Annotated in this window: 12 protein-coding genes; 10 read left to right on the forward strand and 2 right to left on the reverse strand. The window is 63.9% G+C overall.

Translation table 11 applies throughout. The features are described 5' to 3' along the window. The first annotated feature begins 19 nt into the window (after positions 1–19). Both A9W99_RS14465 and A9W99_RS14470 read left to right on the forward strand, forming a co-directional pair. A complete protein-coding gene (locus tag A9W99_RS14465) occupies positions 20–1234 on the forward strand; it encodes an FAD-dependent oxidoreductase (RefSeq protein WP_082929994.1) in 1215 nt (404 codons plus the stop codon). A 25-nt stretch (positions 1235–1259) separates the two neighbouring features. After that, positions 1260–2258 carry a Gfo/Idh/MocA family protein gene (locus A9W99_RS14470; RefSeq protein WP_067378791.1) on the forward strand — a complete coding sequence of 333 codons (999 nt, stop codon included), beginning with the start codon at positions 1260–1262 and terminating at the stop codon, positions 2256–2258. 1 nt (position 2259) lies between these two features. Here the strand turns inward: A9W99_RS14470 and A9W99_RS14475 are convergent, their stop codons facing one another. Continuing rightward, the gene (locus tag A9W99_RS14475; protein ID WP_067378793.1) at positions 2260–3078 is read right to left on the reverse strand and encodes a sugar phosphate isomerase/epimerase; all 819 of its coding nucleotides are present in this window, start codon (positions 3076–3078) and stop codon (positions 2260–2262) included. After that, positions 3075–3461, reverse strand: coding sequence for a preprotein translocase subunit SecD (locus A9W99_RS14480; RefSeq protein ID WP_253869858.1), 387 nt, complete (start codon positions 3459–3461; stop codon positions 3075–3077). Before A9W99_RS14480 ends, A9W99_RS14475 begins: the two co-directional genes overlap by 4 nt. On the opposite strand from A9W99_RS14480, the gene A9W99_RS26850 reads away from it, so the two are divergent. The 8 genes from A9W99_RS26850 to A9W99_RS14515 all read left to right on the forward strand — a co-directional run bounded on the left by A9W99_RS26850 (position 3454) and on the right by A9W99_RS14515 (position 12116). Further along, positions 3454–3597, forward strand: coding sequence for a hypothetical protein (locus tag A9W99_RS26850; protein ID WP_172828872.1), 144 nt, complete (start codon positions 3454–3456; stop codon positions 3595–3597). The two genes, A9W99_RS14480 and A9W99_RS26850, sit on opposite strands and share 8 nt — an antisense overlap. Positions 3598–3902: 305 nt before the next feature. Next, positions 3903–4619: a TetR/AcrR family transcriptional regulator gene (locus A9W99_RS14485; RefSeq protein ID WP_067378796.1), complete on the forward strand. Its 717-nt coding sequence runs from the start codon at positions 3903–3905 to the stop codon at positions 4617–4619. A 34-nt stretch (positions 4620–4653) separates the two neighbouring features. Further along, a complete protein-coding gene (locus A9W99_RS14490) occupies positions 4654–5859 on the forward strand; it encodes a cytochrome P450 (RefSeq protein WP_067378799.1) in 1206 nt (401 codons plus the stop codon). Then, the gene (locus tag A9W99_RS14495) at positions 5856–6692 is read left to right on the forward strand and encodes a mycofactocin-coupled SDR family oxidoreductase (RefSeq protein WP_067378801.1); all 837 of its coding nucleotides are present in this window, start codon (positions 5856–5858) and stop codon (positions 6690–6692) included. The genes A9W99_RS14490 and A9W99_RS14495 overlap by 4 nt, the downstream gene beginning before the upstream one ends. Positions 6693–6702: 10 nt before the next feature. After that, positions 6703–7674, forward strand: a complete 972-nt coding sequence (locus tag A9W99_RS14500) for an enoyl-CoA hydratase/isomerase family protein (protein WP_067378804.1) — start codon at positions 6703–6705, stop codon at positions 7672–7674. Between the two features lie 7 nt (positions 7675–7681). After that, complete coding sequence (locus tag A9W99_RS14505; protein ID WP_067378807.1) at positions 7682–10027, forward strand: CaiB/BaiF CoA-transferase family protein; 2346 nt, start codon at positions 7682–7684, stop codon at positions 10025–10027. Then, positions 10024–10788, forward strand: a complete 765-nt coding sequence (locus tag A9W99_RS14510) for an SDR family NAD(P)-dependent oxidoreductase (protein WP_067378810.1) — start codon at positions 10024–10026, stop codon at positions 10786–10788. The genes A9W99_RS14505 and A9W99_RS14510 overlap by 4 nt, the downstream gene beginning before the upstream one ends. Before the next feature lie 2 nt (positions 10789–10790). Then, a complete protein-coding gene (locus tag A9W99_RS14515) occupies positions 10791–12116 on the forward strand; it encodes a hypothetical protein (protein ID WP_067378813.1) in 1326 nt (441 codons plus the stop codon). Positions 12117–12317: the final 201 nt, after the last annotated feature.

Below are 12317 nucleotides of genomic sequence, written 5' to 3' on the forward strand. Positions count from 1 at the left end.
GCCCGTATGCTGAGCGACGATGGCTGATTCGACCACATGCGCGATAATCGGCGGCGGCCCGGCCGGAATGGTCCTCGGGCTGCTGTTGGCCCGGGCAGGCGTCGAGGTCACCCTGCTCGAGAAGCACGGCGACTTCCTGCGCGACTTTCGCGGTGACACGGTGCATCCGACGACGATGCGGCTGCTCGACGAGCTGGGCCTGTGGGAACGCTTCGCTGCTCTGCCGCACACCCAAGTGCACAAGGCGACATTCGAGGCCGACGGCCGCTCGGTGACGTACGTCGATTTCGGACGTTTGCGTCAACCGCATCCCTTTGTCGCAATGGTGCCGCAATGGGACTTGTTGAAGCTCCTGGCCGAGGCCGCCAAAGACGAGCCCACTTTCATGTTGCGAATGAACACCGAAGCCACCGGTCTGTTGTGGGAGGCCGGCAGGGTTGCCGGGGTGCACTACAAGGGACCCGAGGGTGCCGGCGAGCTGAAAGCCGAACTGACCGTTGCGTGCGACGGTCGCTGGTCGATCGCTCCGCACGAAGCCGGGTTGAAGCGACACGAATACCCAGTCAATTTCGACGTCTGGTGGTTCCGGCTTCCGCACGAGGAAGACACCCAGTTCTCCTTCCTGCCTCGGGTCGGTCCCGGCAAGGCGCTCGGCGTCATTCCGCGCGAAGGCTATTACCAGATCGCTTATCTCGGGCCCAAGGGCACGGATGGCCAACTGCGGGCGCGGGGCATTGAAGCATTCCGGCGCGACGTCGGCGCGTTGCTACCCGATATGACCCATTCCGTGGCCGCGCTGGAATCCATGGACGACGTCAAGCATCTCGACGTCCGGGTAGATCGGTTGCATCGCTGGCACGTCGACGGGCTGTTGTGCATCGGCGATGCCGCGCACGCGATGTCTCCACTGGGCGGTGTCGGCATCAACTTGGCTGTCCAAGATGCCGTCGCGGCGGCGACGGTATTGGCCGAACCGTTGCGCCGGCACCACGTCACCGAACGCGATCTGGCGGCGGTCCGCCGACGCCGGCTATTTCCCACCGCCGTCACCCAAGCAGTGCAACGGATGCTGCAGCGGACGCTGCTCGGGCCACTGCTGCGGGGAGCGGACCCCACCCCTCCGACGGCCCTGCTCGGCTTGGTGCAACGACTGCCCTGGCTGTCGTTCGTGCCCGCGTACTTCATCGGGGTCGGGGTGCGGCCCGAGCGTGCCCCCGCTTTCGCGCGTCGTTGACCCGGCGGCTGCTAGCGTTCACTTCGTGACTGGACAAGCGGGTCCGCTGCGGATCGGCGTCCTGGGTGCGGCACGCATCGCGCCCATGGCGGTGGTCAACCCGGCCAAAGACAACCCCGAAGCCGTTGTGGCAGCGGTGGCCGCACGCGATGTGGCACGCGCCCAAGCTTTCGCGACAAAACACGGTATTGCCGGGGTGCACAGCAGCTACGACGCGCTGATCGCCGACCCGGAAATTGACGCCGTGTACAACCCGTTGCCGAATGGCTTGCACGGCAAGTGGACTCGAGCCGCCCTGGCCGCAGGAAAGCATGTGCTGTGCGAAAAGCCTTTCACCGCAAACGCTGTCGAGGCCCGCGAGATCGCGGAGCTTTCCGCGGCGTCGGATCGCGTCGTGATGGAGGCGTTTCACTATCGCTACCATCCGCTGGCCCTGCGCGTCGAGGAGATCATCGCCTCATGCGAGCTGGGGAAGCTGCGGCGGGTCGAGGCGGCCCTGTGCTTCCCGCTTCCGCGATTCTCCGACATCCGCTACAACTATTCGCTCGCCGGCGGCGCCACCATGGATGCGGGCTGTTATGCGGTCCACATGGCCCGCACCTTCGGCGGTTCCACCCCGGAAGTCGTTTCCGCGCAGGCGAAGTTGCGCGATCCTCAGGTCGACCGCGCGATGACGGCAGAGTTGCGCTTTGCCGACGGGCACACCGGGCAGGTCCGTTGCTCGATGTGGTCAAAGCACCTGCTGCAGATCGGCGCGAAGGTCGTCGGCGAACGCGGCGAGCTGCGTGTTTTCAATCCCGTGATGCCGCAGTTCTACCATCGGCTCGCCGTCCGATCGCCAAACGGCAAACGCGTCGAACGTCTCGGGCGCCGACCGTCCTATGCCTACCAGCTCGACGCGTTCGTCGCCGCCGTCCGGCGCGGCGAGCCGGTGCGGACGACGCCGCAAGACGCGGTCGAGAACATGACCGTCATCGACGCGATCTATCGCGCGGCCGGCCTCCCGCTGCGTGAGCCGAGCTGAATCAGTCCGCGACTTCGGACAACAACCGTCGCGCCGCTTCGACACCGGGGCGCAGACGATCAGCCGGACTGACTCCGGCCAATGCCAGTGAGCGCTGCGGAATTTCGAGTTCCATCATGATGTCGCTGGGCAGCGCGGCGAGGATGGCGTGCAGCGGCAGTTCGCCCTCCCCGGGAAGCATGCGTTCATACATGGCTTCCTCCATGTAGTTGTCTATGCGTGGTCGCAGCGTGGTGTCGTTGAGCTGGGCGTAGCCGATGTAATCGGGATTCAGTGCGGCCAAGTCGGCTGCCCCCGATCCAGATCGCACTAGGTGCATGGTGTCGATCAACAGGCGGAAGTCCGGTCTGCCTACATGCGCCAATGCGGCCAGCGCAGTGGATAGATCGCCGACGGTCAGGCCGGGCACAGGTTCGACGACGGTTTGGATGCCACGCTGGGCGGCGAGTTCGGCGAGCACCGCGAACTGGTCGAACGTGCGCCCGAGATCGGGGTCCAGGCTGACGACGTTTATCCGCGGAACACCGAGCTCGGCCAACACGTCGAGATCCGCAGCGTGCGTGCTCGTCTCAGCGCCCGGCAGCACCAAAAACCCGTCGCCGAGTGTGATGGTCACGCCGCGATCCGTCATCGCAGCGAGCAATTCCCTCCGCATTCCGGTTTCATGTCGCAGCGAGTACGGCGGATAGCCCAGCGGCAGCAATGGCACTCCCTGCATAACCGTGGAGATGTGCCGACAGCCAAGGTCCGCCGCAAGAGTTACGAATTCTATTGGTGGAAGCGCGAATACGCTCAAAAATCCAATACCGAGCGGCCTCATCCAGGTTGGCCCGCGAGCCGGGCCAATTCGTCGGCCGCGGGTGCCGTTTGGGTCGTCAGCGCAATCTGTCCGGAGGTGACCGGTTCCTGGATGGTCGGTGCCTCTAGCACGAGATCGTCGCGGACGAAGGCGATGTGGGCGTGCAGGTGGTCGGTGGTGAACGACGCCCAGGCAGCCGCCGACGACGGGTCCATGGTCAGATGCACTTCGAAGTAATCCGCCGTCAATGGCGTGGGTGGGTCCACCCTCGTCAGCGTCAGCTGCATCGTCTCTGGACCCAATGTGTAAAGGTTGGTTCGGGCAAGGTCACAGGTGACCAGGACGTCGGTCGGTGCGACAGGGGCGTTCGGGTCGGTGGCGGGGCACTTGTCGGGTGTGGTCATCTTTGACCTCTGCACCGGCCGAACGGGCAATGTCCGAATCCGCGGCGCAGGCGCCATCGAAGAGGTCATCGTCGCCGCCGGCGGTGGCGACGATGCGGTCGTGGTCTTGGTGGTGCTGGACGCGGCGCGCGGGTGATGGGTGGTCGAGTGGCAGCCACACAACAGTGTGCCGAGGACGACGACCGCCGCTATCCCGTGGTGAGCCCTGCCCTCGATTCGGCTTTGGCTCACTGCCCGGCCTCCCGTCGCGCAACTCAGCTCAAGGTAGACGACCGTGGCCACCCGTCACGCCGCCCGAAGCGGCGTGTCGCACGCCGATTTTCACCAAGCGACACAGGAGAACCGCTGTACCACGGACTGCCCTTTGCTCACACTACGAACATAGAGTAAGCTTCTCGGTCCAGGCACCGGACCCACCACAACGAGGAAAGTTTCCGCCGCATGGCCCAACGCGCCGACGTCGCATCCCAGCGGCGAAAGCCAAATCCAGTGGAGCGCCGCCGGGATCTGTGCGACGCGGCGATTCAGCTGTTGGCCGACGATGGTGCTAAGGGGCTGAGCCATTTGAAGGTGGACCGCAAGGCCGCCGTGCCCGACGGCACCACGTCGTTCTACTTTCGCACCCGCTCGGCGCTGCTGCGGGCCGTCGCAGAGCGGCTGGCGGAGCTCGACCTGGCTAGCCTGCAATCCGTGGTCGACGGCGCCGACGGCCGGGGCGACAATCCGTCACCCTCGCGGTTATCGCAGGTGGTCATACAAGCCGGCAGTGAGCCCCAGTTATCCCGCACCAAAGCCAGATACGAGCTGACCATGCAGGCCACTCGCGATCCGGCGCTGGCCGCGATCATGCAACAGGCCACCGACGGATTCACCAAGCTGCATCGGGAGATTTTGGTCCAGCTGATGCCGCATGGCGCTCAGTTGGAATCGGCTGTGGTGGAGGATCTGAGCAACATCACGCTGACCTTCATCAACGGTCTGCTGCAGCGGGTCGCCCACGGCGACCGGATCATCCAGAGCGCCGAGCAACTCGACGGGATCTTGGCGGCGATCGCCACCGGCATCCTGAAGAGTCCGGACAAGGGGCGGCTTACCCGGGCCGGCGGACAACGTCCGGCCAGGCGCCGCCCGAAAGCACCATCCCGTGCGTCTGGCTGACTGCAGCGGAACCACAAGCGGTAGGAGGGATTTCGTGACCACGAGCACCGAGAGCCACGTTCGATTCGATCCATACGATGTCGAGCTCATCGCCGACCCGTATCCGATGTTCGCGCGGCTGCGCGACGAGGCGCCGCTCTACTACAACGCCGAATACGACTTCTTCGCGGTGAGCCGGTTCGCCGATGTCAACACGGCGCTGGTCGACCACGTCACGTTCAGCTCTGCGCGCGGCGCGATCCTCGAGTTGATCAAGGCCAATCTCGAGATCCCGTCGGGAATGCTCATCTTCGAAGACCCCCCGATTCACGACGTGCACCGCAAGCTGCTCTCGCGCATGTTCACCCCGCGCAAGATCAGCGCGCTGGAGCCGATGATCCGGCAGTTCTGCGCTCAGGCGCTGGATCCGCTGGTGGGATCGGGCCGCTTCGACTTCGTCACCGACCTGGGTGCGACGATGCCGATGAAAGTCATCAGTGCCTTGCTCGGCATCCCCGAAGACGATCAGGAGTACATCCGCGATCGGGCCAACGCGCAGCTGCGCACCGAGGCCGGCAAGCCCATGCAGGCTGCGGAGAAAGGCCTGTCGGTTGGCGAGCAGTTCGCCGCCTACATCGATTGGCGCGCGGAGAACCCATCCGACGACATCATGACCGAACTCCTCAACGTCGAATTCGTGGATGAAACCGGCACCACACGGCGACTGACGCGGGACGAGATTCTGGTCTACCTCAACGTCGTCGCCGGCGCGGGCAACGAAACAACGACGCGTCTGATCGGTTGGGCGGGAAAGGTTCTCGCGGAGCACCCCGATCAGCGTCGCGAACTCGTCGCGAACCCCGGGCTGATCCCGCAAGCGATCGAGGAGCTGCTGCGCTACGAGCCGCCGGCACCGCACACGGCTCGCTATGTCACTCGCGACGCCGCCTTCTACGGACGGACCGTCCCCGAGGGCAGCGTGATGATCAACCTCATCGGCTCGGCCTGCCGCGACGAGCGTCAGTTCGGGCCCGATGCCTGCGAGTTCAACATCCATCGGGTGGCCCGGCCGCACCTGACCTTCAGCGTCGGGACACATTTTTGTCTGGGCTCAGCACTGGCGCGCCTGGAAGGCCGGGTCGCCTTGGAGGAGATTCTCAAACGGTTCCCCGAGTGGGAGGTCGATTTGTCTCAAGCCACGCTCAGTCCGACGTCGACGGTGCGCGGCTGGGAGACCATGCCGGCGCAGGTGGCGTCATGACGGGCCGGGTCGAGGGCAAGGTTGCGTTCATCAGCGGGGCCGCCCGCGGGCAGGGCCGCAGCCACGCGGTGCGGTTGGCCCAGGAGGGCGCCGACATCATCGCCGTTGACATCTGCGCGCCAATCGAGAACATGGCATACCCGCCGTCGACGCCGGCCGACCTGGCCGAGACGGCCGACTTGGTCAAGGCCCAGGACCGCCGCATCGTGACCGCTCAAGTCGATGTGCGTGACTACGACGCCCTCAAGGCCGCGGTGGACGGCGGTGTGGAGCAGCTCGGCCGGCTCGACATCATCGTCGCCAATGCGGGAATCGGCACGATCGGCAAGAAACTGCACAAGATTCCCGAAAACATCTGGCAGGACATGATCGATGTGAACCTCTCCGGCGTGTGGAAGACGGTAAAAGCCGGTGTGCCGCACCTGATCGCCGGGGGACGAGGCGGCTCCATTGTGCTCACCGGATCTGTCGGATCACACAAGGCCCTCGCCTACACCGGTCACTACATCGCAGCCAAACACGGTGTGATGGGGTTGATGCGCTCTTTCGCAGTTGAGCTGGGCCAGCACAGCATTCGGGTCAACTCCGTTCACCCCAGCCAGGTGAACACGCCGATGACCATGAACGACTTGACGTTTCGGCTGTTCCGCCCGGATCTGGAAAACCCGGGGTCGGAGGACTTCGCCCCGTTCTCGCAGATGACGCACACGCTGCCGGTGCCCTGGGTAGAACCCATCGACATCAGCAACGCCGTCTTGTTCCTCGCCTCCGACGAATCCCGCTATATCACCGGCGTTTCGCTGCCCGTCGACGCGGGCGCCTTACTCAAATAGGAGAAAACACATGCCCGAATACGACTACGAAGAGATGAAGAAGGAAGCCGAGCAGTACATCAAGTTCGAGAAGGACGTCAAGAACAGAATCGCCTACATTACGTTCGACCGTCCCGACGCGCAGAACTCGACCACGTTGGGGATGCGGCAGAATTATGCCGACTTGATCCACAAGTGCAATGTCGACGACGACGTCAAGGTGGTGGTAATCCGCGGCGAGGGTGAAGATTTCGGTAGTGGCGGAGACCTCCCCGAACAGCGCGGAATGCTGGAAAACCCAGGTATGCCGCTGCTGCACGAACTCGCCATCAACGATGACGACGTCAAATACCCGCCCGGCGGGTCATACCGCTATCTGTCCACCGTCACCGACTTCTATGCCAAGGCGCGCGCCGGAAACCGCCCACTACAGGAACTCCGCAAGGTCAGCATCATCGAGGCCAAGGGCTACTGCTACGGGTGGCACTTCTACCAGGCCGGCGACGCCGATCTGGTGATCTCGTCGGAAGACGCGCTCTTCGGGCACCCGGCCTTCCGCTACGTCGGCTGGGGACCTCGGCTGTGGTGGTGGGCGGAGACCATGGGCCTGCGGAAGTTCTCCGAAATGTTGTTCACTGGAAGGCCGTTCAGCGCCAAGGAGATGTACGAATGCGGTTTTGTCAACAGCGTGGTGCCTCGCGAGAAGCTGGAAGACGAGACACTGAAATACGCGATGGCATGTTCACGGTCACGCCCGACGGACACAGTCGCGGTGCAGAAGACGTTCCTGGAGCTATACAAGCAGCACAAGGGTGAATACTTCGGCAGTCTGCTGACCGGCATGGTCGAAGGGATGCTGCCGATGATCGCGAACGACCGGGACAACGAAGTCGACCTCACCGAGGGCACTTTCAGCAAGGGCCTCAACAATGTGGTGAAGGACAACGACATGAACTTTCCGCCAGAGTGGCGCCTGAGCCGTTCCGGGCGAAACAAGCCCTGAGCCACGCATGTCGGCACTGTCCGGTATCCGGATCGTCGAACTGGCTGAGTCTGTCGCGGGGGAGTACTGCGGCAAGCTGCTGGCCGACTTCGGCGCCGAAGTCATCAAGGTGGAGGCGCCAGGACGAGGCAGCCCCACCAGGAGGATGGCACCCATCGTCGGGCGTGACGCGGGCCTCGAGGGCAGTGCCCTGTTCGCCTACCTGAATACGAACAAGTCGTCGGTCGAGCTCGATGCCGCCTCGGAAGAACTGACTCGACTCATCGCGACGGCTGACGCGGTTGTCGACGACCGCGCAACGGACCGCGCCGAACAGCACCCGGATGTGGTGTTCTGCTCGATTACACCTTTCGGCCGTGGCGCGGGTGCTGAGTTCGGTAACTCCAAGAGCATCAACGTGTTCCATGCCAGCGGGTGGGGCTATCACACGCCCAGCCATGCCGACCCGGCCCGGCCGCCGCTGCAGGGGCCCGGCCGATTCCTCGCCGACTACGAAGCGGGACTGGATGCGGCGCTGTGCATCGCGGCGGCGTTGTTCGGACGGCTGCACACCGGCGCGGGAGAGTGCATCGACATTTCGCAACATGCGGTGCTGGTCTCTCGCGCCGATTGCATCCTGGGCCGCTTCGTCACCGGTGAGGTTCCCGCACGTGGCACCCGGGACGACTACGACCAGCAGGGACCGGCCTCGTTTTTTGCCTGTGCCGACGGCTTTGTCTATCTGTACATGACCAGTCGCGCACATTGGCTTGGCATCAAGGCACTGATGGGTCAGCCGGAGTGGCTCGACGACTTCGACGACGACTGGCTGGAGTTCTCCGTCACTGCCGAAAAAGTCGTCACCTTTCAGCGTGGGTTCGCAGTCTGGGTCAAGGGGTTGACCAAAGATTCCGTCGCAGAGCAAGCACAGCGACTGAACGTGCCGCTGGTCCCGGTGAACGACGCCGCGGATCTGCGTGACTCGCCGCAATACCGGCACCGCGGCTTCTTCCGCGAAGTGATCCACCCGGTACTGGGCGCCGCCGCGTATCCCACCGTTCCCTACGCGCTGAGCGAATCGCCGGCGGAGATCAGCTCTGCGGCACCGTCTCTCGGCCAGCACACCGCGGATGTCGTACGCACGCTGGACTTGCCGCGCACGCCCGCTGCGGTCAAAGCACCTCAGCTCAAAGTTCCCATGCGTCGCCGTGGTGGTCCGTTGGAAGGGGTGCGCGTCGTCGAGCTCACCAAGGTGTGGGCCGGCCCGTACGCGGGAAAGCTGTTGGCGCTGCTTGGGGCTGAGGTGATCAAGGTCGAGACGGCCGGCAGTCCAGAGGAGATGCGCGCCTATGGCGGAACAGACATCAACCATGCCCCATACTTCCTGAGCATCAACCCCGAGATCCTCAGCATCGACCTCGATATCAAGTCGGCCGATGGTATGACGCTGTTGCGCGATCTGGTCGCTCGCAGCGACATCGTCATCAACAACCTTCGTCCCGGCGCGATGGAACGACAGGGCCTGGGATACGACCAGCTGAAGTTGATCAAGCCGGACATCATCTCGGTGTCGATCAAGATGTGGGGCAACGACGGCCCGCTGGGCCATCAAACCGGCTATGCGCCATCTTTCGCCGCCCTGGCGGGGCTGGCTGCCCTGGTCGGCTACCCCGGTGGACCTCCCCTCGGGATGAGCATGCGTTACGGCGATTCCACGGTCGGAGCGGCGGCGGCATTTGCGGCCGTCGTCGCGCTGTTGCATCGCGAACGTTGCGGCGCAGGGCAATTCGTCGATGTCTCTGCCGTGGAGACTCTTTCCGCGATGATCGGGGACTGTCTGCTGGAGCAAAGTCTCACCGGCAAGGAGCTCGAGCCCAGCGGCAACGACCATCCCGACATGTGTCCACACGGTTGCTACCCCTGCCTTGATGGTTCCTGGGTCAGCGTGGCTGTAGCCACTGACGGTGAGTGGCAAGAGCTTTGCGGCGTGCTCAACGCCGGTGCCCTGGCCGGACGCTACCCGACGATGAGCGGCCGGCGCGCTGCGAGTGTGGCGCTCGACGCCGAGCTCGCGACGTTAACGCGAAACCACCAGGCAGAGCAACTCGCGCATCGTCTGCGGATGGCGGGTGTAGCGGCAACCAAGAGCGCCACGGCCGTCGATGTCATCAGCGACCAGCGGCTCTGGGATCGCGAGTTGTTGCGTTTCGTTTCCGACCACCGGGAGGGCCAGCGTCCGATACTGGGACCTTCTTGGCGGATGACACGAAACCCCGCACGGATTGAACGCGGCGCACCCGACCTCGGTGAGGACAATGACTATGTTCTGGGCGAGATACTGGGTGCCGCTTGGCAAACCGGGGCCTCGACATGACACCGGCACTTGCCGACACCGCAGCACTGGTGACCGGTGCCAGCAGCGGCATCGGCGCCGCGACCGCCAAGGCTTTGGCTGCACAGGGCGCGGCGGTGGCCCTGTTGGCGCGCCGGGCGGATCGGTTGCAGGATCTGCTGGCCGAGGTCGAATCATCGGGTGGCACAGCGCTTGTCGTGCCAGCGGATGTCACGGACTCCGGCGAGGTATCGCAGGCGGTGCAGCATGCCGTCGGGGAGCTGGGGCGCCTCGACATTGTGGTGAACAACGCCGGTGTGATGCATTCAGGGCCGTCGGCCGAGGCTGTACTGCAAGACTGGGATGACATGGTGGCCGTCAACGTTCACGGCGTTCTCTATGCCACCCGGGCGGCACTGCCCCACCTGATCGACGCGGCAGCGGACTCCCCGCGCGGGGTAGCCGATTTGGTTACCATCGGCTCGACTGGGGGGTGGGTTGCCAGGCCGGACACCGCGGTTTACTCGTTGACCAAATTCGGTGTGAACGCCTTCAGTGAAGGCCTCCGCCAAGAACTGCTGGGCAAGCGGGTCCGCGTCGGCGTGGTGAGCCCGGGAACCGTCGACACCGAGATCTTTGATCACCTGGCCGCGCCCGCGCGGGAGGCGTTCAAGCAGCGGACTGCCGGAATGGTCAAATTGCGACCGGAAGACATCGCGGACGCGGTGCTCTATATGGTGACCCGTGACCGCAGGGTTGCGGTCAACCACATGTTGGTACGCGCGGCCGAACAGACTTGGTGAGTATGGCTGCACAGACTGACCGTTGGGTCACCGGCGATCGGTTCGGGCAGGCGATTCCTGCCGACCCCGAAGCGTTGCGGAACGGTGGGCCAAAATTTCTCACCGACGCATTCCGGATGTCGGGTGTGCTGAGCGCGGACAACGCCGTCAGGAGCATCACAGATTTTCGCAAATTCGCCGGTGGCAGCACCGGACGCAAGGTTGTCCTGTCGGTCGAATACGACAAGCCGTTGCCCGGACTGCACACCGAGTTGTTCGTGAAGTTCTCCCGCGATTTCAGCGATCCCGCACGTGACCGCGGGAAGACGCAGATGGAGTCGGAGGTACGTTTCGCGGCATTGTCACAGGCACCTGGATTTCCTATCGCAGTACCCGATGTGCTTTTCGGCGACTACCACCGCCCTACCGGGACGGGAGTGCTGATTACCGAGCGAATCCGGTTCGGCACCAACGGAATCGAACACCAATATCACAAGTGCCTCGATTACGAGATGCCCGAACCCGTCGAGCACTATCGCGCGCTGCTCACAACGGTGGCCCGCCTTGCTGGCTGGCATCGGTCTGGTCACCTGCCTGCCAGCTCGACTGCGCACTTTCCGCTGGACCTACGTGCCGCGACGGTGGGTGAGCGGGCACCGATGAGCATGGACATGCTGGACCGGCGGTTGAGCCAGCTCGCCGAATTAGTCGAGACCCATACTGGCCTGCTGCCCGCCAATGTGGATTCGGCTTTCCTGGCCCGACTGCGCGACGAGGCGCCGCGGCTGATGCAGCACAATGGCTTCGTCCTGGACCAACTTGCCGCTGACGACGACTACGTTGCGCTGTGCCATTGGAACGCCAACGTCGACAACGCATGGTTTTGGCGCGACAACGACGACGTGCTGCACTGCGGCCTGATGGATTGGGGATGCGTCAGCCAAATGAACATGGGCATGGCCATCTGGGGAGCCATGTCCGGCGCCGAAACCGACTTGTGGAACCGGCATCTCGACGAGTTGCTGCATTCGTTCGTCGCCGAAGTCCGTCGTTGCGGCGGCCCTCATCTTGACGCCGACCGGCTAGTCCGGCACACCGTGCTCTATGCCGCTTCGATGGGCGTGGCCTGGCTGCTGGACGTACCCGCGTTGATCCATAGGCGATTCGGAGGCTCGGCACCGAGCAGTCACACGGATCCGCGCATCAAGGGTGACGAGAGCGTGCGTGCACCGCTGCAGATGTTGTCAAATGTATTGAGCCTGTGGGAATGTCATCGCGTAGGCGACCTACTCGAGGAAGCGCTCGACGAAAATGGGATCGACGGTACCGAGGGACGGCGGGTCGGCTAGGGGGGTTCCGCGCACTGTAATCCCTTGTGTCACTTTAGTTTCAGTGGTCACACGATTGCGATTCTTGTCGGTGGTGCTTCGTAGAGTTTGGGGCATGGGTTCGAGCAGTCGTGAGGAGATCGTGGAGGTCTTTAACGTGCTCGACGCTGAGCTGGAACGCCTGTGTGAGTTGTCCTTTGACGTGTTGACCACCCCGGAACG

The sequence above is a fragment of the Mycobacterium sp. 1164966.3 genome, from assembly GCF_001665395.1.
Lineage (GTDB): Bacteria > Actinomycetota > Actinomycetes > Mycobacteriales > Mycobacteriaceae > Mycobacterium.

Bases quoted from the DNA above. Each gene is read 5' to 3' on its own strand.
- A9W99_RS14485 (WP_067378796.1), top strand. From the start codon at position 3,903: ATGGCCCAACGCGCCGACGTCGCATCCCAGCGGCGAAAGCCAAATCCA.
- A9W99_RS14515 (WP_067378813.1), top strand. From the start codon at position 10,791: ATGGCTGCACAGACTGACCGTTGGGTCACCGGCGATCGGTTCGGGCAG.
- A9W99_RS14465 (WP_082929994.1), top strand. From the start codon at position 20: ATGGCTGATTCGACCACATGCGCGATAATCGGCGGCGGCCCGGCCGGA.
- A9W99_RS14500 (WP_067378804.1), top strand. From the start codon at position 6,703: ATGCCCGAATACGACTACGAAGAGATGAAGAAGGAAGCCGAGCAGTAC.
- A9W99_RS14510 (WP_067378810.1), top strand. From the start codon at position 10,024: ATGACACCGGCACTTGCCGACACCGCAGCACTGGTGACCGGTGCCAGC.
- A9W99_RS14505 (WP_067378807.1), top strand. From the start codon at position 7,682: ATGTCGGCACTGTCCGGTATCCGGATCGTCGAACTGGCTGAGTCTGTC.
- A9W99_RS14495 (WP_067378801.1), top strand. From the start codon at position 5,856: ATGACGGGCCGGGTCGAGGGCAAGGTTGCGTTCATCAGCGGGGCCGCC.
- A9W99_RS14475 (WP_067378793.1), bottom strand. From the start codon at position 3,078: ATGAGGCCGCTCGGTATTGGATTTTTGAGCGTATTCGCGCTTCCACCA.
- A9W99_RS14480 (WP_253869858.1), bottom strand. From the start codon at position 3,461: ATGACCACACCCGACAAGTGCCCCGCCACCGACCCGAACGCCCCTGTC.